The 24,655-nt window shown below is 60.7% G+C and carries 11 protein-coding genes; 5 read left to right on the forward strand and 6 right to left on the reverse strand.

Translation table 11 applies throughout. The features are described from left to right. Positions 1-65: 65 nt before the first annotated feature. From AB4P91_RS14420 to AB4P91_RS14440, 5 genes are read right to left on the reverse strand one after another with little or no spacing between them, the layout of a single operon-like run. Entirely contained in the window at positions 66-863 is a 798-nt protein-coding gene (locus AB4P91_RS14420; protein ID WP_150593185.1) for an enoyl-CoA hydratase/isomerase family protein, read from the reverse strand. After that, positions 860-2,017, reverse strand: coding sequence for a citronellyl-CoA dehydrogenase (gene atuD, locus AB4P91_RS14425; RefSeq protein ID WP_150593186.1), 1,158 nt, complete (start codon positions 2,015-2,017; stop codon positions 860-862). Before atuD ends, AB4P91_RS14420 begins: the two co-directional genes overlap by 4 nt. 30 nt (positions 2,018-2,047) lie before the next feature. Beyond that, positions 2,048-3,664, reverse strand: a complete 1,617-nt coding sequence (gene atuC / locus AB4P91_RS14430) for a geranyl-CoA carboxylase subunit beta (RefSeq protein WP_395603045.1) — start codon at positions 3,662-3,664, stop codon at positions 2,048-2,050. A 3-nt stretch (positions 3,665-3,667) separates the two neighbouring features. Further along, positions 3,668-4,537 (reverse strand): SDR family oxidoreductase, encoded by an 870-nt coding sequence (locus AB4P91_RS14435; protein WP_150686748.1) that lies wholly within the window; start codon positions 4,535-4,537, stop codon positions 3,668-3,670. Positions 4,538-4,549: 12 nt separating this feature from the next. Then, positions 4,550-6,340 carry an acyclic terpene utilization AtuA family protein gene (locus tag AB4P91_RS14440; RefSeq protein WP_395603046.1) on the reverse strand — a complete coding sequence of 597 codons (1,791 nt, stop codon included), beginning with the start codon at positions 6,338-6,340 and terminating at the stop codon, positions 4,550-4,552. Between the two features lie 183 nt (positions 6,341-6,523). On the opposite strand from AB4P91_RS14440, the gene AB4P91_RS14445 reads away from it, so the two are divergent. The 4 genes from AB4P91_RS14445 to AB4P91_RS14460 all read left to right on the forward strand — a co-directional run bounded on the left by AB4P91_RS14445 (position 6,524) and on the right by AB4P91_RS14460 (position 10,478). Beyond that, the gene (locus tag AB4P91_RS14445) at positions 6,524-7,147 is read left to right on the forward strand and encodes a TetR/AcrR family transcriptional regulator (RefSeq protein WP_042560220.1); all 624 of its coding nucleotides are present in this window, start codon (positions 6,524-6,526) and stop codon (positions 7,145-7,147) included. 92 nt (positions 7,148-7,239) lie between these two features. After that, positions 7,240-8,037, forward strand: coding sequence for an ABC transporter substrate-binding protein (locus AB4P91_RS14450; protein WP_150593190.1), 798 nt, complete (start codon positions 7,240-7,242; stop codon positions 8,035-8,037). A gap of 155 nt (positions 8,038-8,192) precedes the next feature. Beyond that, positions 8,193-9,380 (forward strand): hypothetical protein, encoded by a 1,188-nt coding sequence (locus tag AB4P91_RS14455; protein WP_150593191.1) that lies wholly within the window; start codon positions 8,193-8,195, stop codon positions 9,378-9,380. Between the two features lie 84 nt (positions 9,381-9,464). Continuing rightward, the gene (locus tag AB4P91_RS14460; protein ID WP_150596176.1) at positions 9,465-10,478 is read left to right on the forward strand and encodes a GNAT family N-acetyltransferase; all 1,014 of its coding nucleotides are present in this window, start codon (positions 9,465-9,467) and stop codon (positions 10,476-10,478) included. 138 nt (positions 10,479-10,616) lie between these two features. Here AB4P91_RS14460 and AB4P91_RS14465 read toward each other — a convergent pair whose 3' ends face one another. Then, the gene (locus tag AB4P91_RS14465; protein ID WP_395603047.1) at positions 10,617-11,171 is read right to left on the reverse strand and encodes an RNA polymerase factor sigma-70; all 555 of its coding nucleotides are present in this window, start codon (positions 11,169-11,171) and stop codon (positions 10,617-10,619) included. Positions 11,172-11,537: 366 nt separating this feature from the next. On the opposite strand from AB4P91_RS14465, the gene AB4P91_RS14470 reads away from it, so the two are divergent. Further along, positions 11,538-24,536, forward strand: a complete 12,999-nt coding sequence (locus tag AB4P91_RS14470) for a non-ribosomal peptide synthetase (RefSeq protein ID WP_395603048.1) — start codon at positions 11,538-11,540, stop codon at positions 24,534-24,536. Positions 24,537-24,655: the final 119 nt, after the last annotated feature.

Raw genomic sequence — 24,655 nt, forward strand, 5'->3', positions numbered from 1 at the left:
CTTTTTCCCCTTGGTTTTATGCTGGATGATCTGGCCTCTTCGCGGGCAAGCCCGCTCCCACAGGGTCAGGTGGCCCAGCCCGGTTTGCGTTTTTGCATGAACGCCATGGTGCCCTCGATGCCTTCGGCGCCGCTCACCGCTTCGCTGAACCACTGCGCCGCTTCATCGAGCAACTCACTCGATGGTTGCCCGGCACTGGCCAACAACAGCTTTTTAGTCGCCGCATTCGCCTCCGGCGCGCAACACAAGACATGCTGCAACACCTCATCCAGCCGCTCGGCCAGTGCTTGCGCATCCTGCTCGACAAAATGCACGACCCCCAAACGCCGCGCCTGATGACCATCGAAGCGCGCGGCGGTCAACGCCAGTCTGCGTGTCTCAGTCAATCCAATGCGTTGCACCACAAACGGCGCGATCTGCGCCGGCAGCAGGCCGAGGCTGGTTTCCGGCAGACCGAATTGGGCCTTGTGATCAGCCATCGCCACGTCGCTGACACAGGCCAGTCCAAATCCGCCGCCCATCACCGCGCCTTGCAGCACGCAGATCAACACTTGCGGCGCGTGCTGGGCTTCCTCCAGCAGCGCGCCGAACGCCCGGTTCAAATCTCGGTAAGCCTCGGCACCCTCGGCGCGGGCATTGGCCATGTCCTTGATGTCGCCGCCGGCACAGAAATGTCCGCCGCTACCGCTGAGCACCAACGCGCGAACAGCACGGTCATCGCGAACGGCCGTCAACACCGCGCGCAATTCGCTGACCATTTGCAGGCTCATCGCATTGCGGCTGTCCGGGCGATTGAGGGTGATGTGCAGCACACCGCCATGCAGTTCCAAAAGCAGCGTCTGGCATTCGGGCAGGCCACTCATTTCTTTTTCCCCGGCAGGATGCCCATCAGTTTGCAGATGATCCCCAGCATGATTTCGTCGGCGCCGCCGCCAATCGATACCAGCCGCACATCGCGATAGGCGCGGGCCACCGGGTTGTCCCACATGAAGCCCATGCCGCCCCAGTATTGCAGGCAACTGTCGCTGACTTCACGGCCGAGCCGGCCGGCCTTGAGCTTGGCCATCGATGCCAGTCGGGTAACGTCCTGGCCGCGAACGTATTGCTCGGTAGCCTGATAGACCAGCGCGCGCAGGCATTCGATTTCGGTCTGCAATTCGGCGAGGCGGAAATGGATGACCTGATTGTCGATCAGCGCATTGCCGAAGGTTTTGCGTTCCTTGCAATACTCGATGGTGCTGTCGACGCAGTATTCCAGGCCCTTGATCATGTTCGCCGCGCCGAACAGGCGTTCTTCCTGGAACTGCAACATCTGCATCATGAAGCCGGCGCCTTCATGGCCGATGCGGTGGCGTTGCGGCACGCGGACATCGTCGAAAAACACCTGGGCGGTTTCCGAGCTGCGCATGCCGAGCTTGTCCAGATGCGAGCTGAGGCTGATCCCCGGCGTGGTCATCGGCACCATGATCAGCGACTTGTTGATGTGCGGCTTGTCGTCCGAAGTGTTGGCCAGCAGGCAGATGAAGTCAGCGCTCGGCGAGTTGGTGATCCACATTTTGCTGCCGTTGATCACGTAATCGTCACCGTCCTTGCGCGCCGTGGTTTTCAACCCGGCAACGTCCGAACCGGCACCGACTTCGGAAACACCGATGCAGCCAACCTGCTCGCCGGTGATCGCCGGGCGAAGGAACTCTTCGCGCAGTTCATCCGAGCCGAACCGCGCCAGCGCCGGCGTGCACATGTCGGTCTGTACACCAATCGACATCGGGATGCCGCCGCAGTGAATGGTGCCGAACTCTTCAGCTGCGACAATCGAGTAGCTGTAATCAAGGCCCATGCCGCCGAATTTTTCCGGCTTGGAAATCCCCAGCAGGCCGAGGTCGCCGGCCTTGCGGAAGATCTCGTGGATCGGAAAGCGTCCGGCCTTTTCCCATTCGTCGACGTGCGGGTTGATCTCGTGTTCGACAAACTGGCGGACGGTGCGGCGCAGTGCTTCGTGTTCCGGGGTGAAGATCATTTTTATTGTTCTCCGTAAGATCCGTGGCCGTCAGAACCGGCTGACGCCGAAGCTGTTGGGTTGCAGTGCGCGAATGTCGGCTTCGTGGCAAATATCCAGCAAGTACCCGAGCACGGTGCGAGTGTCGCGCGGGTCGATCAAGCCGTCGTCCCACAGGTTGGCGCTGCCATACAGCGCGGTGGACTGGCTGTCGAGTTTCTGTGCGGTGACCTGTTCGAGCATGTCGAGCATTTTCGGGTCTGGTACCAGACCATCCTTGTGCTGTTTGGCTTCGGTGACGATGCGCAACACTTTGCCAGCCTGCGCGCCGCCCATCACCGCCGTGCGGCTGTTGGGCCAGGCGAAAATGAACCGTGGATCGAGGCCGCGCCCACACATCGCATAGTTGCCGGCACCGTAGGAGCCGCCGACGACCATCGTCAGTTTAGGCACCCGCGCGTTGGCCACCGCCTGAATCAGTTTCGAACCGTGTTTGATCACCCCTTGCTGCTCGGACTCGGTGCCGACCATGAACCCCGTGGTGTTATGGAAGAACAACAGCGGCGTCTGGCTCTGATCGCACAGTTGAATGAACTGCGCAGCTTTGCTCGCACCCTTTGGCGTGATCGGGCCGTTGTTGCCGATGAAGCCGCAGGCCCGACCCTGGATTTTCAGTTGGCCGCAAATGGTTTGCTGGTCGAACTCGCCCTTGAACTCGAGGAAGTTCGATTCGTCAGCGATCCGCGCAATGATTTCGCGCACGTCGTAAGGTTTTTTCGGATCGTCCGGAATCAAGCCGAGCAGTTCTTCGATAGGGTAAAGCGGCTCTTTGTATTGCGGCTCCGGTAGCCACGGCAGTTGCTCGTTCCATGGCAGCATCCGCAGAATCTCGCGCACTTGTCGCACGCCATCGGCATCGCTCTCGGCCAGATATTCGGCTGTGCCGGCGACCTGCGCGTGCATCTCGGCGCCGCCCAGTTCTTCATCGGTCGCCACTTCGCCGGTCGCAGCTTTGAGCAGCGGGGGGCCGGCCAGAAACAGCTTGGCCTTGCCGCGCACCACCACCACGTAATCCGACAAACCCGGTTGATAGGCGCCGCCCGCCGTAGCCGAGCCATGCACCACGGTGATCTGCGGCAAACCCATCGCTGACATCCGTGCCTGATTGGCAAAGCTGCGCGCACCTTCGACGAAAATCTCCGCGGCATAGTTGAGGTTGGCACCGCCGCTTTCGGCGAGGGTGATGACCGGCAGTTTGTTCTCCTGGGCGATCTGTTGCAGGCGCAGGGATTTTTTCAGGCCGCTGGGCGAAATCGTGCCGCCCTTGATTGCGCTGTTGTTGGCGACGACCATCGCGCGGATGCCTGACACGTAGCCAATGCCGGCGATCAAGCCGCCACCGGCCGCGCTGCCGTCCTTGTCGTCATGCAGTTTGTAACCGGCGAGGCTGGCCAGTTCGAGAAAAGGTGCGCCGGGGTCGAGCAGCAGATTGAGGCGTTCGCGGGGCAGCAATTGCCCGCGTTTGTCGAATTTCGCCTTGGCTTCGCCGGCCTTGTTCAGCAGGTTCTGTTCGAGTTGTTGCACTTGCTCGATGGCGGTAAGCATCGCCGCACGGTTGCGGGCGAACGCTTCGCTGTGCGGGTCGAGTCGGGACTGGATCTGCGCCATGGCTTACTCCTTGTCCTTGAGCACATCGGGAAGGTAGGCCCGGTGAAAACCATTGAACGACTCACTATGAGACGCCTTGTGTAGCGGCCAGGCCCGACTGCCAAGGCTGGCCGCACCATCGATTCTCAAGGTACTGCCACTGATGAATGCCGCCGCCGGGCTGAGCAAAAACACGATCGCCGCGCTGACTTCCGATTCGGTGCCAATGCGCTTGAGCGGCACATGTTCGCGCAGGGTCGGGATCACCGCTTTGAACGCGCCTTCATAAGTGTCCATGCCGCTGGACGCGATCCACCCCGGCGCCACCGCGTTGACCCGCACCCCGGCGTAGCCCCACTCGAACGCGGCGGTCTTGGTGAAATTGTCCATGCCCGCACGCGCCGCGCCCGAATGGCCCATGCCGGGCATGCCCCCCCACATGTCGGCGAGCATGTTGACGATGTTGCCGCCGTGTTTGCTCATCGACTGGTTGAACACTTCCCGCGCCATCAGAAAACCGCCGACCAGATTAGTGCGCAGTACGGTTTCGAAACCTTTCTGATTGATCGAAGCCAACGGCGCTGGGTATTGGCCGCCGGCATTGTTGACCAATCCATGGATCGGCCCGTGTTCAGCGATCAATTCGCTGACCAGTTGTCTGACCGCTTCCTCATCGCGAATATCGCAAGCCTGCCAATCCGCGCAGCCACCGTCCTCGGCAATTTCGGCGGCGACTTTTTGCAGCTTTTCAGGTTTGCGCCCGACCAGCAGCACATGGGCGCCGAGCGCTGCCAGTTCATGGGCGGTGCAGCGCCCGATGCCGCTGCCGCCGCCGGTGACGATGATGGTCTGGCCGCGGAACAAATCAGCATTGAAAATCGACGCGTAAGCCATGCAAACCCTCCTCTAGTCGAACTGTTCGGCGATGCTTTGTGGCACCGGGATCTGGATTTCCAATAGTTGCTGGGCGAAGGCTTTACCTTGCGGGTCGATGCGTAGACTGGCCACACCACCACCGCCGAGGGCGTTTTCCAATAGGAAGTTCAGGCTGTGGGTGCCGGGCAGATACCAGCGTTCGACCCGGCCGTAAATCGGGTCCAGGACGTGGCTCATCCAGTCGACAATGACCGCTGGCGTTAACGCTTCGGCGATCCACGGCAGGTATTCGGGCTTGCGCGGCATGACGCCGATATTGCTGTGATTGCCCTTGTCACCGGAGCGCGCCACGGCCAGTTTCACCAACGGTACGCTGGCGTCAGCGCGACCTTGGGGTTTGGGTGGTTGCTCGGCGATTGGCAAGTCCTGGCTGTCGAGTGCGGTCTGCGCGGGTAGGGCACACGGGTGCTTCTCACCGGTCATGTTGATGTGCAGGTTGCAGGCGCTTTTGTCGATCAGGAACGAGAACAGGCGGATAACCGGATAGACCGTCGGCCGCCCGCCAACGATGCCGGTCAGGCCCGGGGCCATGCCGGTTGCAGCCTGGGCGATCTCCCGGGAGAACAGGATCAGCGCCTGCTTGTCCGGATGGCGCACGGCAAGTTTGATTACCACTTCGCGGGTGTCGTGGCGCTGCCCGTGAGGGCCATAGGTGGCTTCGCTGCCGAGCAATTCAATGTGGGTTTCGCTGTAAGGTGCCCAGCCGCGCTGGCTGAACATTTCCGAGGTCTTGTCGATGATCGCCTGGCTGACGCGACGGGCCTTGTCCACCGCATCGATGCCGGCGATCAGGCAACTGGCGGTACAGCGAAAGCCGTCCGGATACGTGGCACTGACCTTGTATTTGTCGCTGGGCGGCAGGCCTTTGGCACCCTGTACCTGCACCGCGTTCTTGCCTCGCGGCTGAAGTTTGACCTGAGTGAAATCGCAGATGACATCGGGCAGCAAATAGGCCTGCGGATCGCCGATTTCGTAAAGCATCTGTTCGCCGACGGTCAGTGGCGTGATCAGCCCGCCGGAGCCCTCGGGCTTGCAGACGATGAACTGGCTGTCGGCGCTGACTTCAACGATTGGAAAGCCGATGTGCTCGTAGTCCGGTACTTCGCGCCAGTCGGTGAAGTTACCGCCGGTACACTGCGCGCCGCATTCGATGATGTGCCCGGCCAGTGCGGCCTGGGCGAGTTTGTCGTAGTCGTGCCACGACCAGTCGAATTCATGCACCAACGCGGCACTGACGACGGCGCTGTCGACCACGCGCCCGGTAATGACGATATCGGCGCCCAGGCGCAACGCTTCGACAATGCCCGGCGCGCCGAGGTAGGCGTTGGTCGAGACGCACATCGCAGGCAATGGCGTACCGGTGAACATCTCGCTAATGCCCTGAGAGGCGAGTTGCTTGAATTGCGGTTGCAGGTCATCGCCCAACAGCACGGCGATTTTCAGCTTGATGCCGGCTGTATCGCAGGCGGCTTGCAACGCGGCGGCGCAGGCCTGGGGGTTGACGCCGCCGGCGTTACTGATGACGCGAATATTCTGCTCGGCCAGTTGCGGCAGCAGCGGGGTGAGGACTTCGATGAAGTCGCTGGCGAACCCGCCTTGCGGATCCTTCATGCGCGCGCCGGCCATGATCGACATCGTGATCTCGGCCAGGTAATCGAACACCAGATAATCCAGGCGTCCACCGTCCACCAGTTGAGCGGCGGCGGTAGAGGTGTCACCCCAGAAAGCACTGGCGCATCCGATGCGAACGGTGGTTGGCATTTTTATCTCCGACTCAGGGACCTGCGACAGAAGTGTCTGGAGGCTACCAAGCAAGCGCTTGGTTTGTAAACAGTTGAAATATCTTCTGCCCGAGCGCTTGCTTGGTTGCCGTCCGCGGCTTAAATTGCGCGCAACCCTGCGGTTTCAGGGGGCAACAGACTGATCGACTGTAGGAGAGAACGGGTGGACGAGCAAAAAGCCCTGAGGGTCATGCGCGAATTGGTCGACCAAGGCCAGTTGACCGACCCGGACAGCGCCCGCGGCAAACTGCTGCAAGTGGCGGCTCACCTGTTCCGCAACAAAGGCTACGAGCGCACCACAGTGCGGGATCTGGCCGGTGCGGTCGGCATTCAGTCGGGGAGCATTTTTCATCACTTCAAAAGTAAGGACGAAATCCTGCGCGCGGTGATGGAGGAAACCATTCGTTACAACACCGCTTTGATGCGCGCGGCGCTTGCCGATGCGACCAATGTGCGCGAGCGCGTGTTGGCGCTGATTCGCTGTGAATTGCAGTCGATCATGGGCGGCAGCGGTGAAGCCATGGCGGTGCTGGTCTACGAATGGCGCTCGTTGTCTGAGGATGGCCAGGCGAAAGTCCTCGCCTTGCGCGATGTTTATGAAGACCTTTGGCTGCAGGTGCTCGGGGAGGCCAAGGAAGCCGGTTTTATTCGCGGCGACGTATTTGTCACACGGCGTTTCCTCACCGGTGCCCTGTCCTGGACCACCACCTGGTTCCGTGCCGGCGGCAGTCTGAGCCTTGATCAGTTGGCTGATGAGGCCCTGATTCTGGTGCTTGAAGAGCGTTGAAGCGCTTTCTATCGGGCCGGGAAACTGGCTAACTGGGCGAAACCGCCTAGCTTGAATGCATTGATCGGTATTTTTTCGGGGAGTGGGGTGTTTTGAAGTCTTTGCCAAGTCGGACCGCCGCGAGGTTATTGCTCGCAGCGCTGGCTGCATCATGGGTATTGCCCGCTCAGGCAGCGCAATTGGTTCGGGTCGGTGCAGCGCACTTTCCGCCTTATACCGTTCGCCCCGAAAACGGTGCCGACACCGGTCTGTTGCCGCAGATGGTCGAGGCATTGAACCGGCTGCAAAGCGACTATCGGTTCGTCCTCGTGCCGACGTCGATTCCGCGCCGTTTCGGTGATTTCAAGCAGGGCCGGATCGACATGGCGATCTTCGAGAACCCTGAGTGGGGCTGGAAGGAAATCCCTCACAACGACGTCGATATGGGGCTTGAGGACGCCGAGATTTTTGTCGCCCAGCGCGAAGACGGCCGACAGCAGCACTATTTTTCCGACCTCAGCGGCAAGCGTCTGGCGCTGTTCAGTGGCTATCACTACGAGTTCGCGAACTTCAATGCCGACCCGAAATTTCTCGCGCAGAACTTCAAGGCTTCGCTGACCTATTCCCACGACAGCAATCTGTTGATGGTGCTGCGCGGGCGCGCGGATATTGCGCTGGTGACCCGCTCGTACCTGAGTGATTACCTGCTGCGCAACGAGAAGGTTCGCGATGAATTGCTGGTGTCCCAGCGCATCGATCAGGTCTACCACCACTACGCCATCCTGCGTCCGACCGCGCCGATTACCAGCGAAGCGTTCAGCAAGTTGCTACAAGGCCTGCGCGACAACGGCGAGATGCTGAAGATCTTCGATCCATACCGGATTGCCGTGGTGCCAGTGCACGATCACTGACCGAGATGCTGTTGGAGTTTGAACACGCCAGACTACCACCCGGCAATAGTTATTTAACCTGTCAGATCTGACAGTGGTGGAGCCTGAGTATTCCTGTTTGAATCGTGATCGTACTAATACTCGATGTACGAACCGGTCTTGCAGGAGTCTGAGTAATGACACATGCCATGGAATTGGATTTACCAGTCCCCGTAATAAAAGAAGCGCTCACTAACAATACGCTGTATCCAATGCACGTTCTTGGCGGAGCAACAGCAGTCGTTAAATATGAAATGGACGCTGCTGATGCCATTATTCTTTACTGCGAGGGGCCGGGAGGTTTGGCAAATCCAACTTTTGAGAAAAAGCAAGGTGATGAAAGTGGGTGCGTAGAATTTGTTATTGCTGCCAGCACGATCGGTAACTGCATCGGTACAACCCTATTTGTCTGGTATGAAGTTTTTCGAGGCAATGCCTCATGGGAATCACAGAGGCTTGAACTCCAGGTGCAATATCTGGATCTGTCCGATCTCCCTGAACCGGCTCTTCCAGATGTAACTTTTATCGATGGAGATGAATGGCTGGATCTGCGAAGTTTTTCTCATGATGCCGAAGTCACATTAGCCCCCCCACCTTTTTTTGCCGTGGGTCAGAAGGTGTGGGTTTGTGCTGTGGGTCAGCGTGATTACCCATCCGAGACACTGCTTTGGCTTTTAGAGGCTGCAGTGATTGAGGAGTGCCACCTTATCGAGGGGATTCAGCTGACTATTCCACGCGGATGGCTGTTCTTCCTGGATGATTATTCCGCCCTGACGATCAAATGCTATCTCGCGTACGACGGTCAATCCGATATTGAAACTGCCCAGGAACTTCCGCGTACGACTCATAATATTCGGCAGGGGCCGTATCAGTTACTTAATGACTATACGGATTTCGGCCAGACGGGGTGGAACAGGTGGAAGAAAGGACCTGCCGCAGCGAATCCGTTGGATCTCATTGTGAAGAGTGATGCAACTGGGGACTATCTATGGAATTGGGGGTATACGAGCCCAAACAACGGCATTCATCTGATCAAGGAATATGAGTATCTGGTGCCGGGCCGTCGTTATGAGTTTACTCTGGAACTTCGGAGAAACAGTCCGGCCAATCCGGCACCCACACTCTCGCTGGAAAGTAATGATTCGATCATTGTGGAGCCGATGCGCCTTCTGTCGCGAACATGGATAACCGTGGGTAACACCTTCATTGCCAACTCCAGCAATGTGCAACTGCGACTGGTAAGTCATGTTAATTCTGTCGGCGGAAATGATTACGACGTGACCCGTATCCGCTTGAAGGAAATATCCTCAAAGAACGAAGATTAAGTATTTTTTGCAAATGAGCTTAATTTTTTACCCTCGAGCCACGTCACTTCGTTGAACTGTCGACGATTATCGTGAGCCCGACCCATGTCCAATCTGAATGACCTGACTGCCTTGGCCCTGCCTTCGGGCAGCCAGTTGGTAGCCGATGCAACCGAAAGCCGTTTGAGCCTGAGCCTGGACGGGCAACCGCTGATTCGCCTGCGCTTTGATCGCGAGGCCAAAGGGCCGATCCAGATCGACGAGCGCTTCGCCTTGCCGCCCGGGCAAGCCCTGTGGGCAGCCTGTTATTGGTTGTTTGCTCGGGATCCGGCGTGCCAGCAACTGACCTGGCAACTCGACCAGCCGCCAACCGAAGCCTTGCTCAGTGGACTGTTGGCGAGCACTGAAGTGGCCGGCGAATACCGCTGCGAGCGCACGCTGTTCTGGCAACTGCCACAACCGTGGCTCGGCACATCGCTGACTGGCTGTTATCCGCAGCAGATGATGATCAGCCAGGGCAAGCGCCACCCGCTGCGGCCGGTGAAACCGCGCGGTGAAGTCTATCGGCGTTTTGATGCGCGCCTCGGTGCCTGGATTTCTCTGCGCACGGTCGAGATCGAAGCAGACCTGCCGCGCTTCAATCGCTGGCAAAACAACCCGCGAGTCGCCAGTTTCTGGGAAGAGCAAGGCAGTCTCGAAAAGCACCGCGAATACCTGAGCAGACTCGACGCCGACCCGCACACGCTGACCCTGATCGGCTGTTTCGATGATCAGCCATTTGCCTATTTCGAAGCCTATTGGGCCAAGGAAGATCGCATCGCGCCGTTCTACGATGCCGACAATTACGACCGTGGCATTCACATGCTGGTGGGGGAGGAGGCGCATCGTGGCCCGCACAAAGTGGCGAGTTGGTTGTCGGCGCTGGTGCATTACCTGTTTCTCGACGAACCACGGACTCAACGGGTCGTCGCCGAGCCGCGTGCCGACAACGCGAAGATGATCGGCTACATGCAAAACCAATGCTTTCACTGTGAAAAAGAATTCGACTTCCCGCACAAACGTGCAGCGCTGATGATGTTGGGGCGTGAACGGTTTTTTGATCGGTGCACGTTGGCGTGAGGTGATCAGTCTCAAGATCAGGGGTGATCTTGAGACTGCTTTCGCAAGCAAGCTCGCTCCCACACGGGATCTGTGGCGTTCACAAATCCTGTGTGGGAGCGAGCTTGCTCGCGAAAGGCTTGACGCCGAATCGGGTGCTTAACGACGGCCCACAGCCAACGAATCACGGCGATTGCCCGACACCTTGCGGCAGTGCACCAGCGCATCACGGATCATGAAATTGACCAGGGTCGGCGACACGCCAAGCTCCTTGGCGATGTCCTTCTGCGGCACACCGTGCAGGCGATACATCTCGAATGCATAGCGCGTGCGACTCGGCAGTTCGGTCAGCGCATCGGCGATGTTTTCCAAGGTCGAGAAGTTGATGTGCGAGATTTCCGGCGAAGCACCCTGAATGACCACGTTCAACCCTTCCTCTTCAGGGCCGGAGTATTTCTGCTCCAGCGCCTGTTTGCGGTAGTGATCGATCGCAAGGTTGCGCACGATCTGGAACAGATAACTCAATTGCGCCTTGATCGACGAGGTGATCGGCGGTGCCGACTGCAGTCGGAAAAACGCATCTTGCACCACGTCCTCGGCGCGTGACCGGCAGCCGGTAATGCGTGCTGCAATCTTGACCAGAATCAGTCGATTGTCGACGAATGCCTGAAGTAGCGGTGAATCGCACCTGCTTGTGGATACTTGTTCCGTCATGGAAATCACCTTACTGCCAATAGGTTAGTGGGGCGCCTGGGGGCGGGCTGCCCTACACATCGAGCGACAAATTATGTTGAATGATAATGATTGTCAAATGAGAAAGAGAAACAATCCATTGAATCAGTGCGATCTGAGAACTGCGACACGCCGCCGCACCCCAGCCCCATTAGCGATCCAGCCTGCCGACTAATTATTTCAAGACGCCATCCGTTCTCATTGGTGAATGGTTCCGGATAAAGACTCCCGGCCAGACAGCATTCCCATGCCTTGCGCGGTCGGCGTAGACCGCGCCCTGCATGCCCTGGAAGGGCGTGTCGCAGCAACCCGATTCCACTAGCAAGCCGAATTCAGGCAGGAAACCTCATGACCGACGCGTTCGAACTCCCCAGCACCCTGGTCCAAGCCCTCCAGCGCCGCGCGGCCCTGACGCCGGATCGGCTGGCCTTGCGTTTTCTTGCCGAAAACGAAGAGCAGGCTGTGGTACTCAGCTATCGCGAACTGGACCAACGCGCGCGCACCATTGCCGCTGCGTTGCAGGCCGAGGCCGAATTTGCTGATCGTGCGGTGCTGCTGTTTCCTAGCGGCCCGGATTACGTTGCGGCGTTCTTTGGTTGCCTGTATGCCGGGGTGATCGCGGTGCCGGCCTATCCACCGGAATCGGCCCGCCGTCATCATCAAGAGCGCCTGCTGTCGATCATTGCCGACGCCGAACCGCGCCTGCTGCTGACCAGCGCCGATTTGCGCGATGCCTTGCAACAGATCGAAGGCGCGCCGCCGCTGTTGTGCGTCGATACCCTCGACAACGCCTTGGCCGAGCGCTGGGTGGAGCCGACACTGCCGGCCGATCACATCGCGTTCCTGCAATACACCTCAGGCTCCACCGCGCTGCCCAAAGGCGTGCAAGTCAGCCACGGCAATCTGGTCGCCAACGAGTTGCTAATTCGCCACGGATTCGGCATCGACGTGAACCCCGATGACGTCATCGTCAGCTGGCTGCCGCTGTACCACGACATGGGTTTGATCGGCGGTCTGTTGCAGCCGATTTTCAGTGGCGTGCCGTGCATCCTCATGTCGCCGGCGTACTTCCTTGGCCGGCCACTGCGCTGGCTCGAAGCGATCAGCCAATACGGTGGCACCATCAGCGGCGGACCGGATTTCGCCTATCGCTTGTGCAGCGAGCGGGTCAGTGAATCGGCGCTGGAGCGTTTGGACCTCAGTCGCTGGCGCGTGGCCTATTCCGGCTCCGAGCCGATCCGTCTCGACACCAACGAACGCTTCGCCGAAAAATTCGCGGCATGTGGTTTCAGTGCCGACAGTTTCATGGCCTCGTACGGTCTGGCCGAGGCCACGCTGTTCGTCGCCGGCACGCCGCGGGGCAAGGGTATTCCTGCGCTGCGCGTGGACGATCAGGCCTTGGCGCAAAACCGTGCAGAGCCGGGCGACGGCAGCGCGATCATGAGTTGCGGCATCAGCCAGCCAGAGCACGCGGTGCTGATCGTCGAGCCAACCCGTCTTGAAGAACTCGCCGACAATGCCGTCGGCGAAGTCTGGGCGGCCGGCCCGAGCATCGCGCACGGTTACTGGCGCAACCCCGAGGCCAGCGCCAGGACTTTCGTCCAGCACGCCGGTCGCACCTGGCTGCGCACCGGTGACCTGGGTTTCATGCGTGACGGCGAACTGTTCATCACCGGTCGCCTGAAAGACCTATTGATCGTGCGCGGCCATAACCTCTATCCGCAGGACATCGAGAAGACCGTTGAGTGCGAAGTGGAAGTGGTGCGCAAGGGTCGGGTCGCGGCGTTCGCGGTGACTCAGGACGGCGAAGAAGGCATCGGGATCGCGGCGGAGATCAGCCGCAGTGTGCAGAAGATCCTGCCGCCAGAAACGCTGATCAAAGCTATCCGCCAAGCGGTGGCCGAGGCCTATCAGCAAGCACCGAGCGTGGTGGTGTTGCTCAATCCGGGCGCATTGCCGAAAACCTCCAGCGGCAAATTGCAGCGTTCGGCCTGCCGCAGTCGTCTGGCCGATGGCAGTCTCGACAGCTATGCGGTGTTCCCGTCAGATGAAGCGCAAGGTGCCGAATCGACGCTGCAAGCTTCCGAGCTCGAAGCCCTGATCGGCAAGATCTGGGCTGCGCAATTGAACGTCAAACAGGTCAATGCCGACGATCACTTTTTCCTGCTCGGCGGCAACTCGATTGCTGCCACGCAAGTGATCGCCCGAGTGCGCGAAGAGCTCGGTCTGGCGCTGAGCCTGCGTGTGCTTTTCGAAGCACCGACGTTGTCCGCGTTTGCCGCTGCCGTGGCCCGGCAACAACAGGATGGCGGCAGCGCTCAAGGCGAAATCACTTCCCTGTCGCGCACGGAGCCAATGCCACAATCGCTGGCGCAAAATCGCTTGTGGATCACCTGGCAACTGGATCCGCAAAGCAGCGCCTACAACATTCCGGGGGCGCTGCGGCTGCGCGGCGAACTCGATGAAGACGCCCTGCGCGCAAGCTTTCAGCAACTGATCGAACGCCACGAATCCCTGCGCACGCGCTTCTTCGAACGCGACGGCGTGGCGCTGCAACAAGTCGATGCTGCGGCTGAATTCAACCTGCAACTGATCGACATCAGCGACTTGCCAACCCAGGAGCGTGAAGCGCGCGCTGAGCAAATCCGCGAGGACGAAGCGCGTAGCCAGTTCGATCTGGAAAAAGGCCCGCTACTCAGGGTGACGCTGATTCGCCTTGACGATGAAGACCATCAACTGCTGGTGACGATGCACCACATCATCGCCGACGGCTGGTCGCTGAACGTGTTGATCGATGAGTTCTCGCGCCTGTACGCCGCCGCTTCCCAAGGCCAGCGCACCGAGCTCGCGCCATTGCCAACCCAATACGCCGACTACGGCAGTTGGCAGCGCCAATGGCTGGCGCACGGCGAGGGCGAGCGGCAACTGGCCTACTGGAAAGCGCAGTTGGGCGATGAGCATCCGACGCTGGAACTGGCCACCGATCACTCGCGTTCGGCGCAGCGCCTTCGCAGTGCCGCGCGGCACAGCGTACGTCTGAGCGTCAACCTGAGCGAAGCCATTCGGCAGACTGCCCAAGCGCACGATGCCACACCGTTCATGCTGTTGCTCGCGGCATTCCAGAGCTTGCTGCATCGCTACAGCGGTCAGCGCGATATTCGCATTGGCGTGCCCAATGCCAACCGTCCACGGCTGGAAACCCAAGGCCTGATCGGCTTCTTCATCAACACTCAGGTGCTGCGCGCCGACGTTGAATCACGCCAGTCGTTCACTGACTTGCTGGCGCAAACCCGCGAGGCTGCACTCGGCGCACAAGCCCATCAGGACCTGCCGTTCGAACAACTGCTCGAAGCCTTCCCGCAGGCCCGCGAACAAGGTTTGTTCCAGGTCATGTTCAACCATCAGCAACGTGACCTCAGCGCGCTCAAACGCCTGCCCGGTCTGCTCGCCGAAGAGTTGCCGTGGCACAGCCGCGAAGCCAAGTTCGATCTGCAATTGCACAGTGAAGAAGACCGCAACGGTCGCCTGACCTTGTCCTTCGACTATGCCGATGAGCTGTTCGACGCCGCGACCATCGAGCGTCTGGCTGAGCATTTCAGCAATCTTCTGCGCGATGTCTGCGAACGTCCGCACCACGCCATCGGCGATCTGCAACTGTTGACTGCCGGCGAAAGCGAACAGCAATCAGACTGGAGCAGCGCCCCGTGCGCCGTGGCTGAGCAATGGCTGCCAGAGTTGCTCAACGAACAACTGCGCCTGACCCCGCAACGCACCGCGCTGGTGTGGGAGGGCGGCAATCTCGATTTCGCCGAGCTACATGCTCAATCCAATCGACTGGCGCATTACCTGCGCGACAAAGGTGTCGGCCCGGATGTCTGCGTGGCCATCGCGGCCGAGCGTTCGCCGCAGCTGCTGATCGGCCTGCTGGCGATCATCAAGGCGGGCGGCGCTTATGTCCCGCTCGATCCGGATTACCCGGCCGAGCGTTTGGCCTACATGCTCAGCGACAGCGGCGTCGATTTGCTGCTGACACAGACCGAATTGCTCGATCGCTTGCCGCCCCGCGAAGGCGTCAGCGTCATCGCCATGGATGCCCTGCATCTGGAAAACTGGCCAAGCCAGGCTCCGGGTCTGCACCTGCACGGCGACAACCTCGCCTACGTGATTTACACCTCCGGCTCCACCGGTCAACCGAAAGGCGTCGGCAACACTCACGCCGCACTGGCTGAACGTCTGCAATGGATGCAGAACACTTATCGCCTCAACGAAACCGACGTGCTGATGCAAAAAGCGCCGATCAGTTTTGACGTGTCGGTGTGGGAATGCTTCTGGCCGCTGATCACGGGTGCGCGCCTGCTGCTGACTGCACCGGGTGAGCACCGTGATCCGCATCGCATCGCCCAGCTTGTGCAGCAATATGGCGTGACCACGCTGCACTTCGTGCCGCCGCTGCTTTCGCTGTTCATCGACGAGCCGCTCAGCGCCGAATGCACCCGCCTGCGCCGGGTGTTCTCCGGAGGCGAAGCGTTGCCAGCCGAGTTGCGCAACCGTGTGCTGGCGCAATTGCCGGCAGTGCAACTGCACAACCGTTATGGCCCCACTGAAACCGCGATCAACGTTACCCACTGGCGTTGCACCGCCGCTGATGGCGAGCGCTCGCCCATTGGCCGACCGCTGGGCAACGTGGTGTGTCGCGTGCTCGACGCCGACCTCAATCCTGTCCCTTTGGGCGTACCCGGTGAGCTGTGCATCAGCGGTATCGGGCTGGCGCGTGGTTATCTCGGTCGCCCGGCGCTGACCGCCGAACGGTTTGTGGTCGATCCATTGGGCGAGCAGGGTGCTCGCTTGTACCGCACCGGTGACCGTGCACGCTGGACTGACGATGGCGTGATCGAATACCTCGGCCGTCTCGATCAACAGGTCAAACTGCGTGGCTTTCGCGTCGAACCGGAAGAAATCCAGGCACGTCTTCTCGCCCAGGACGATGTCGCCCAAGCCGTGGTGCTGGTGCGTGAAACCGCTGCCGGGGCGCAACTGATCGGCTACTACACGGCGACCGATGCCAGCGCAGACGAGGACGCGCAAAGCGCTCGACTGAAAACCGCACTGGTCGCAGAACTTCCGGAATACATGGTCCCGGCGCAACTGATGCGCCTCGACGCCATGCCGCTGAGCCCGAGCGGTAAACTCGACCGCCGCGCCTTGCCCGAGCCGCAATGGCAAGTGCGTGAGCATGTCGAACCGGTCACTGAACTGGAGCAACAGATCGCTGCGATCTGGCGTGAAGTACTGGGCCTGGCGCAAATCGGCCTGCGCGACGATTTCTTTGCCCTGGGCGGTCATTCGCTGCTGGCCACGCAAATCATCTCCCGCTGCCGTCAGACCTGCGACGTCGAATTGCCGTTGCGCGCCTTGTTCGAACACAGTGAACTCGGTGATTTCGCCGAACAGATTCGCCAGATCCAGGTCAGCGGTCGCACCAACCAACAGCCGCCGATTGAAAAAGTCGACCGCAGCCAGGCAGTGCCGTTGTCCTACTCCCAGCAGCGTATGTGGTTCCTCTGGCAGATGGAGCCGGACAGCCCAGCGTACAACGTCGGCGGCATGGCGCGCCTGCGTGGCGTGTTGCATGTCGAACATTTCGAGGCGGCGTTGCAAGCGCTGATCCTGCGTCACGAAACCCTGCGCACGACGTTCCCGAGTGTCGACGGCGTGGCCCGTCAGCGGGTGCATGCCGAGACTGGCGTGCGGATGGGCTGGAAAGATTTTTCGAACCTTGCGGCTGACCTGCGTGAGCAAAAAGTCCAGCAACTGGCCGACGCAGAGGCGCATCTGCCGTTCGACCTGGAAACCGGTCCGCTGCTGCGCGCCTGTCTGGTCAAGACTGCCGAGCATGAGCATTACTTCGTCCTGACCCTGCACCACATCGTCACCGAAGGCTGGGCAATGGACATTTTTGCCCGCGAACTCAGCGCGTTGTACGAAGCGTTCGTCGATGATCGCGATTCGCCGCTGGAGCCGTTGCCGGTGCAGTACCTCGACTACAGCGTCTGGCAGCGCCACTGGCTGGAGTCCGGCGAGCGTCAGCGTCAACTCGACTACTGGACCGCGCAACTGGGCCGCGAACATCCGCTGCTGGAATTGCCGGGTGACCGCCCGCGTCCACCGGTGCAGAGCCATCAGGGTGAACTGTTCCGTTTCGACCTCAGTGATGACCTCGCTGCGCGGGTCCGGGCGTTCAATGCGCAAAACGGTTTGACTCTGTTCATGACCATGACCGCCGCACTCGCCACGCTGCTTTACCGCTATAGCGGCCAGACCGATCTGCGCATCGGCGCGCCGGTGGCCAACCGTATCCGTCCGGAAAGCGAAGGGCTGATCGGTGCGTTCCTCAACACTCAGGTGCTGCGTTGCCAGCTCGACGGGCAGATGTCGGTCGGCGAATTGTTTGAGCAGGTGCGCCACACCGTGATCGATGGGCAGTCCCATCAGGATCTGCCGTTCGATCATCTGGTTGAAGCCTTGCAGCCACCGCGCAGCGCCGCTTACAACCCGCTGTTCCAGGTGATGTGCAACGTGCAGCGCTGGGAATTTCAACAGAGCCGTATGCTCGCCGGCCTGACCGTCGAGTACCTGGCCAATGATGCGCGGGCGACCAAGTTCGATCTCAACCTGGAGGTCACCGACCTCGACCATCGCCTGGGCTGCTGCCTGACGTACAGCACCGATCTGTTCGATGAACCGACCATCGCGCGCATGGCCGGACATTGGCGCAACCTCCTGCAAGCGCTGATCGCCGACCCGCAACAACGCCTCAGCGAATTGCCGCTGCTGGACGCGCCGGAGCAACAGCGACTGCTCGACAGCCTCGGCGTCGAGCCGGGCGAGCATCGTCTCGATCAGTGCATTCACCACCTGTTTGCCGAGCAAGCGCTGCTGCGCCAAAATGCGCCAGCCCTGACCTTTGCCGGCCAGACCTTGAGCTACGCCGAACTCGACGCCCGCGCCAATCGTCTGGCCTGGGCCCTGCGTGAGCGCGGCGTTGGCCCGCAAGTGCGCGTTGGTCTGGCGCTTGAACGTTCGCTGGAGATGGTCATCGGCCTGCTGGCGATCCTCAAGGCCGGCGGCGCCTATGTGCCGCTCGACCCGGAATACCCGCTCGATCGTCTGCATTACATGATTGAAGACAGCCGCATCGGTCTGCTGCTCAGTGATCGCGCGATGTTCACCGCGCTCGGCGAGCTACCGTCGAGCGTGGCGAGTTGGTGCCTGGAAGAGGACAGCGCCGCACTGGCCGAGTATCCGGCCACCGAGCTGCCATTTATCAGCCTGCCGCAGCATCAGGCCTACCTGATTTACACCTCGGGTTCGACCGGTAAACCGAAAGGCGTGGTGGTGTCCCACGGCGAAATAGCGATGCATTGCCAAGCCGTCATCGAGCGTTTCGGCATGCGTCCTGACGACTGCGAGTTGCACTTCTATTCGATCAACTTCGACGCTGCGACCGAGCGCTTGCTGGTGCCGCTGCTCAGCGGCGCGCAGGTGGTGTTGCGGGCGCAAGGTCAGTGGGATGCCGAAGAAATCTGCGGGCTGATCCGCACCCATCGCATCAACGTACTGGGTTTCACCCCGAGCTACGGCAGCCAGTTGGCGCAGTTCCTCGCCACGCAAAACGACATTCTGCCGGTGCGGATGATCATCACCGGTGGCGAAGCGCTGACCGGCGAACACCTGCAACGGATTCGTGCGGCGTTCAAGCCGAGCCTGTTTTTCAACGCCTATGGCCCGACCGAAACCGTGGTCATGCCGCTGGCCAGTCTGGCCCCGGACGTGCTCGAAGAGGGCGCCGGCAGTGTGCCGATCGGCAGCGTGATCGGCGCTCGCGTGGCGTACATTCTCGATGCCGATCTGGCGCTGGTGCCGCAAGGCGCGACCGGTGAATTGTTTGTCGGCGGCGCCGGTCTGGCGCAGGCTTATCACGACCGTCCGGGTATCACGGCCGAACGGTTTGTCGCTGACCCGTTTGCCGCCGATGGCGGACGCATGTATCGCACTGGCGACCTGGTGCGCCAGCGTGCCGACGGTCTGGTCGAGTACCTGGGGCGGATCGACCATCAGGTAAAAATCCGTGGGTTCCGTATCGAGCTTGGCGAAATCGAAGCGCGTTTGCTTGATCACGATTCGATTCGCGAAGCGGTGGTGCTGGCACTGGATGCGCCAAGTGGCAAGCAACTGGTTGGCTACCTTGTCACCGAGATTGCCGAGCACAGCGAGGCTGAACAAGCTCAACTGCGCGAAGCACTGAAGGCGCACCTCAAGGCGCAACTGCCGGATTACATGGTGCCGACCCACCTGATTTTGTTGGCGAACATGCCGCTGACCGCCAACGGCAAACTGGATCGCCGCGCGCTGCCGGCGCCGGACCCCGAGCTTAATCGTCAGGACTACGTGGCGCCGAGCAATGAGCTCGAACAAACCCTGGCGCAGATCTGGTGCGAAGTGCTCAATGTCGAACAGGTTGGCCTCAACGACAACTTCTTCGAGCTGGGTGGCGATTCCATTCTGTCGATTCAAGTGGTCAGCCGCGCGCGTCAGCAGGGCATTCATTTCAGTCCGCGTGATCTGTTCCAGCATCAGACCGTGCAAACGCTTGCCGCGGTGGCCAGCCGCACCGTGTTGGTGACAGCCGAGCAAGGTCTGGTGGCGGGTGAGTCGCGTCTGACGCCGATTCAACACTGGTTCTTCGACACTGATATTCCTGAGCGTCAGCACTGGAACCAGGCGTTGTTGCTGGAACCGACTGTGGCGTTGGCGCCGCAGCTTCTGGAGCAAGCGCTACTGGCGGTGATCGAGCAGCACGACGCCCTGCGTCTGCGCTTCACCGAGGTGGGCGGTCAGTGGCAAGCGGCACATCAACCGGTCGCGGATGCCGTTGTTTTGTCACCCGTACGCGTCGCGTCGATGGACACGTGCGAGGCGCTGTTCGCCGATGCTCAACGCAGTCTTGATCTGGAAAACGGTCCGCTGCTGCGTGCCCTGTTGGTCGATGGCCCGCACGGTCAGCAACGCCTGTTCATTGCGATTCATCACTTGGTGGTCGACGGTGTCTCTTGGCGTGTCTTGCTTGACGATCTGCAAACCGTGTATCGCCAGCTCGACGCCGGGCAGTCGGTGAAACTGCCCGCGAAAACCAGTGCCTTCAAGGACTGGACGGCACGCCTGCAGGCTTACGCCGGTAGCGAGTCACTGCGCGAAGAACTCAACTGGTGGCAGACTCAACTGGCCGGTCCGAGCGCCGATCTGCCGTGTGAAAACTCACAGGGCGGCCAGCAGAATCGCCACGCGCAAACCGTCAGCGTGCGCCTCGATGCCGAGCGCACCCGACAATTACTGCAACAGGCGCCAAGTGCTTATCGCACGCAGGTCAACGATCTGCTGCTGACCGCGTTGGCCCGTGTGCTGTGCCGCTGGAGCGGCCAACCGTCGGCGCTGATTCAACTCGAAGGCCACGGCCGCGAAACCCTGTTCGACGAGATCGACCTGACCCGTACCGTCGGCTGGTTCACCAGCGCCTATCCATTGCGCCTGACCCCGCACAACATCGAGGAGGCCGCCGGGCAGGGTGCTTCGATCAAGGCGATCAAAGAGCAGTTGCGCGCCGTGCCGCACAAAGGCCTGGGTTATGGCGTGCTGCGTTATCTGGCTGATGACCTCAGCCAACGCAGCATGGCCGCGCTGCCGAATGCGCCGATCACCTTCAACTACCTCGGCCAGTTCGATCAGAGTTTCGGCAGCGAAGCGCTGTTCCGCCCGTTGGACGAGCCGGTCGGCGCGGCCCACGATCCGCAGGCGCCGTTGCCGAACGAGTTGAGCGTCGACAGTCAGGTCTATGGCGGCGAGTTGCTGCTGCGCTGGACCTTCAGCGCCGAGCGTTACGAGGCGCAGACCATCAATGATCTGGCCGACGCCTACCTGGGTGAATTGCAAAGCCTGATCGAGCATTGCCTGCAAGACGAGGCCGGAGGCCTGACGCCGTCGGACTTCCCGCTGGCGAAACTGACCCAGACGCAACTCGATGCGTTGCCCGTGCCGGCCGCGCTCATCGAAGACGTCTATCCGCTGACGCCGATGCAGGAAGGCATGCTGCTGCACACGCTGCTCGAACCTGGCACCGGTCTGTACTACATGCAGGATCGCTATCGCATCAACAGCGAACTCGTCCCCGAGCGTTTCGCTCAAGCGTGGCAAGCCGTGGTCGCTCGTCACGAAGCGTTGCGTGCCTCGTTCTGCTGGAACGTTGGCGAAGATATGCTGCAAGTGATTCACACGCCGGGTCGCACGCCAATCGAGTATCTGGATTGGAGCGGCATCAGCGACGCCGAGCAGGAACCCAAGCTGCAAGCGCTGCTCAAAAGCGAGCGCGAGGCCGGGTTCGATCTGCTCAGCCAGGCACCGTTCCACTTGCGTCTGATCAAGGTCGGCGCGGCGCGCTACTGGTTCATGATGAGCAACCACCACATCCTCATCGATGCCTGGTGCCGTTCGCTGCTGATGAACGATTTCTTCGAGATCTACACCGCGCTTGGCGAAGGTCGCGAAGCGCAACTGAGCGTGCCGCCGCGTTATCGCGATTACATCGGCTGGCTGCAACGTCAGAGCCTGGCGGAGGCGCGCCAGTGGTGGCAGCACAATCTGCAAGGGTTTGAACGCACCACGCCGATCCCGAGTGACCGACCGTTCCTGCGTGAACATGCCGGCGAAAGCGGCGGCATGGTCGTCGGTGACCGCTACACCCGCCTCGATGTTGCGGACGGTGCACGTCTGCGTGAGCTGGCCCAAGCCCATCAACTGACCATAAATACCTTCGCCCAAGCGGCATGGGCGTTGGTGCTGCGGCGAATGAGCGGTGATCGCGACGTGCTGTTCGGTGTGACCGTTGCCGGGCGTCCGGTTGAGATGCCGGAAATGCAACGCACCGTCGGCCTTTTCATCAACAGTATCGCGCTGCGGGTGCAGATGCCGGCGGACGATCAGCGCACCAGCGTGCGGCAATGGCTGAGCGGTCTGCTCGACAGCAACATGCAACTGCGCGAGTACGAATACCTGCCGCTGGTGAGCATTCAGGAACAGAGCGAATTGCCGAAAGGCCAGCCGCTGTTCGACAGCCTGTTCGTGTTCGAAAACGCGCCGGTAGAAGTCTCGGTACTGGACCGCGCGCAGAGCCTGAACGCGACCTCGGACTCGGGCCGGACCCACACCAACTTCCCGTTGACGGCGGTGTGCTACCCGGGTGATGATCTCGGTCTGCACCTGTCGTATGACCAGCGTTACTTCGACGAGTCGACGGTCGAACGCATGCTCGGCGAGTTCAAACGCCTGCTGCTGGCGCTGGTCGACGGTTTCCATGGTGACATGGCCGATCTGCCGTTGCTGGGCAGTGAGGAGCAGGACTTTCTGCTCCACGGATGCAACCAGAGCGCCCACGATTATCCGTTGGAGCAGAGCTACGTTTCGCTGTTCGAAGCGCAGGTCGCGGCGCACCCGGAGCGTATTGCCGCCAGTTGCCTGGATGTTCAATTGAGTTATCAGGCGCTGAACCAGAATGCCAACCGTCTCGGCCATGCCTTGGTCGCGGCCGGGGTGCAAATGGATCAACCGGTGGCGTTGCTGGCCGAGCGTAACCTCGATCTGCTCGGCATGATCATCGGCAGCTTCAAGGCGGGTGCCGGTTACTTGCCGCTGGACCCGGGTCTGCCGAGTCAGCGCCTGCAACGGATCATTGAGCTGAGCCGCACGCCAGTGCTGGTGTGCAGCGAAGCGTGCCGTGAACAGGCGCAGACGTTGCTCGATGAATTCAGCTGTGCCAATCGTCCACGCTTGCTGGTGTGGGAGGAGGTGCAAGCGCTGGCGACATCGGCGCAGAACCCTGGCATTCACAGTGGTCCGGACAACCTCGCTTATGTGATTTACACCTCGGGCTCCACCGGCCTGCCGAAAGGCGTGATGGTCGAGCAGCGCGGCATGCTCAATAACCAGTTGAGCAAGGTGCCGTACCTGAATCTGACGGCAGCTGATGTCATCGCGCAAACCGCTTCGCAGAGCTTCGACATTTCGGTCTGGCAGTTCCTGGCCGCGCCGCTGTTCGGCGCGCGGGTCGACATCGTGCCCAATACCATCACTCACGATCCGCAAGGTTTGCTGGTGCATGTGCAGGCCCAGGGCATTACCGTACTGGAGAGTGTGCCGTCGCTGATTCAGGGCATGCTCGCCTCGGATCGTCTGAGCCTCGACGGTCTGCGCTGGATGCTGCCGACCGGTGAAGCAATGCCGCCGGAGCTGGCGCACCAATGGCTGCTGCGTTACCCGGATATCGGTCTGGTCAACGCTTATGGTCCGGCGGAATGCTCGGACGACGTGGCGTTCTACCGCGTGGACATGGCGTCGACTCGCGGCAGTTATTTGCCGATCGGTACGCCGACCGACAACAACGTGTTGTACCTGCTGGATGGCGCGCTGGAGTTGGTGCCGGTGGGCGCAGTGGGCGAGTTGTGCGTGGCAGGCACGGGTGTCGGTCGCGGCTATGTCAGCGATCCGCTGCGCACCGCGCCGGTGTTTGTGCCAAACCCGTTCGGCGCGCCGGGCGAACGCTTGTATCGCACCGGTGACCTGGCGCGACGCCGTAGCGATGGCGTGCTGGAATACGTCGGTCGGGTCGACCATCAGGTGAAGATTCGCGGTTACCGGATCGAACTGGGTGAAATCGAAGCGCGTCTGCACGAGCAACCGGAAGTCCGCGATGCGGCGGTCGGTGTGCAGGAAGGCATCAACGGCAAACATCTGGTCGGCTATCTCGTGGCCGCGGATTCTGCGCTAAACCCGAGCGAACGCCTGGAGCGCATCAAGCAACGCCTGCGCAGTGAACTGCCGGAATACATGGTGCCGCTGCACTGGCTGTGGCTCGCGCAACTGCCGCTCAACGCCAACGGCAAGCTTGATCGCAAGGCCTTGCCGGCACTGGAAATCGGTCAGTTGCAGAGCCAGGATTACCTGGCGCCGCGCAACGAGCTGGAGCAAACCCTGGCAGATATCTGGGCCGAGGTGCTGAAGATCGAGCAGGTTGGTGTGCGCGACAACTTCTTCGAACTCGGCGGTCACTCGTTGCTCGCCACGCAGATCGCCTCGCGCGTGCAGAAAGCCCTGCAACGCGACGTGCCGCTACGGGCGATGTTCGAATGCAGCACGGTTGCGGAACTGGCCGAGTACATCGATGGGCTGGCGGCCAGTGAAATCACAGAGGAGAAGGTGGATCGGTTGAATGATCTGATGGCGGAGCTGGAGGGTCTTTAACAGCAAAAGATCGCAGCCTGCGGCAGCTCCTACAGAGAAATATGCGTTTCCCTGTAGGAGCTGCCGCAGGCTGCGATCTTTTTGCTTTCAGACATTTGACTGTCGAGCAGTGCCAGCTC

This window comes from Pseudomonas sp. B21128 (assembly GCF_044218865.1).
In the GTDB taxonomy this organism is placed as follows: domain Bacteria; phylum Pseudomonadota; class Gammaproteobacteria; order Pseudomonadales; family Pseudomonadaceae; genus Aquipseudomonas; species Aquipseudomonas iridis.

Excerpts from the sequence above, each read along its gene's own strand:
- AB4P91_RS14465 (WP_395603047.1), bottom strand. The coding sequence starts at position 11,171 with ATGACGGAACAAGTATCCACAAGCAGGTGCGATTCACCGCTACTTCAG.
- AB4P91_RS14420 (WP_150593185.1), bottom strand. The coding sequence starts at position 863 with ATGAGTGGCCTGCCCGAATGCCAGACGCTGCTTTTGGAACTGCATGGC.
- atuD (WP_150593186.1), bottom strand. The coding sequence starts at position 2,017 with ATGATCTTCACCCCGGAACACGAAGCACTGCGCCGCACCGTCCGCCAG.
- AB4P91_RS14460 (WP_150596176.1), top strand. The coding sequence starts at position 9,465 with ATGTCCAATCTGAATGACCTGACTGCCTTGGCCCTGCCTTCGGGCAGC.
- AB4P91_RS14435 (WP_150686748.1), bottom strand. The coding sequence starts at position 4,537 with ATGGCTTACGCGTCGATTTTCAATGCTGATTTGTTCCGCGGCCAGACC.
- AB4P91_RS14470 (WP_395603048.1), top strand. The coding sequence starts at position 11,538 with ATGACCGACGCGTTCGAACTCCCCAGCACCCTGGTCCAAGCCCTCCAG.
- AB4P91_RS14455 (WP_150593191.1), top strand. The coding sequence starts at position 8,193 with ATGACACATGCCATGGAATTGGATTTACCAGTCCCCGTAATAAAAGAA.
- atuC (WP_395603045.1), bottom strand. The coding sequence starts at position 3,664 with ATGGCGCAGATCCAGTCCCGACTCGACCCGCACAGCGAAGCGTTCGCC.
- AB4P91_RS14440 (WP_395603046.1), bottom strand. The coding sequence starts at position 6,340 with ATGCCAACCACCGTTCGCATCGGATGCGCCAGTGCTTTCTGGGGTGAC.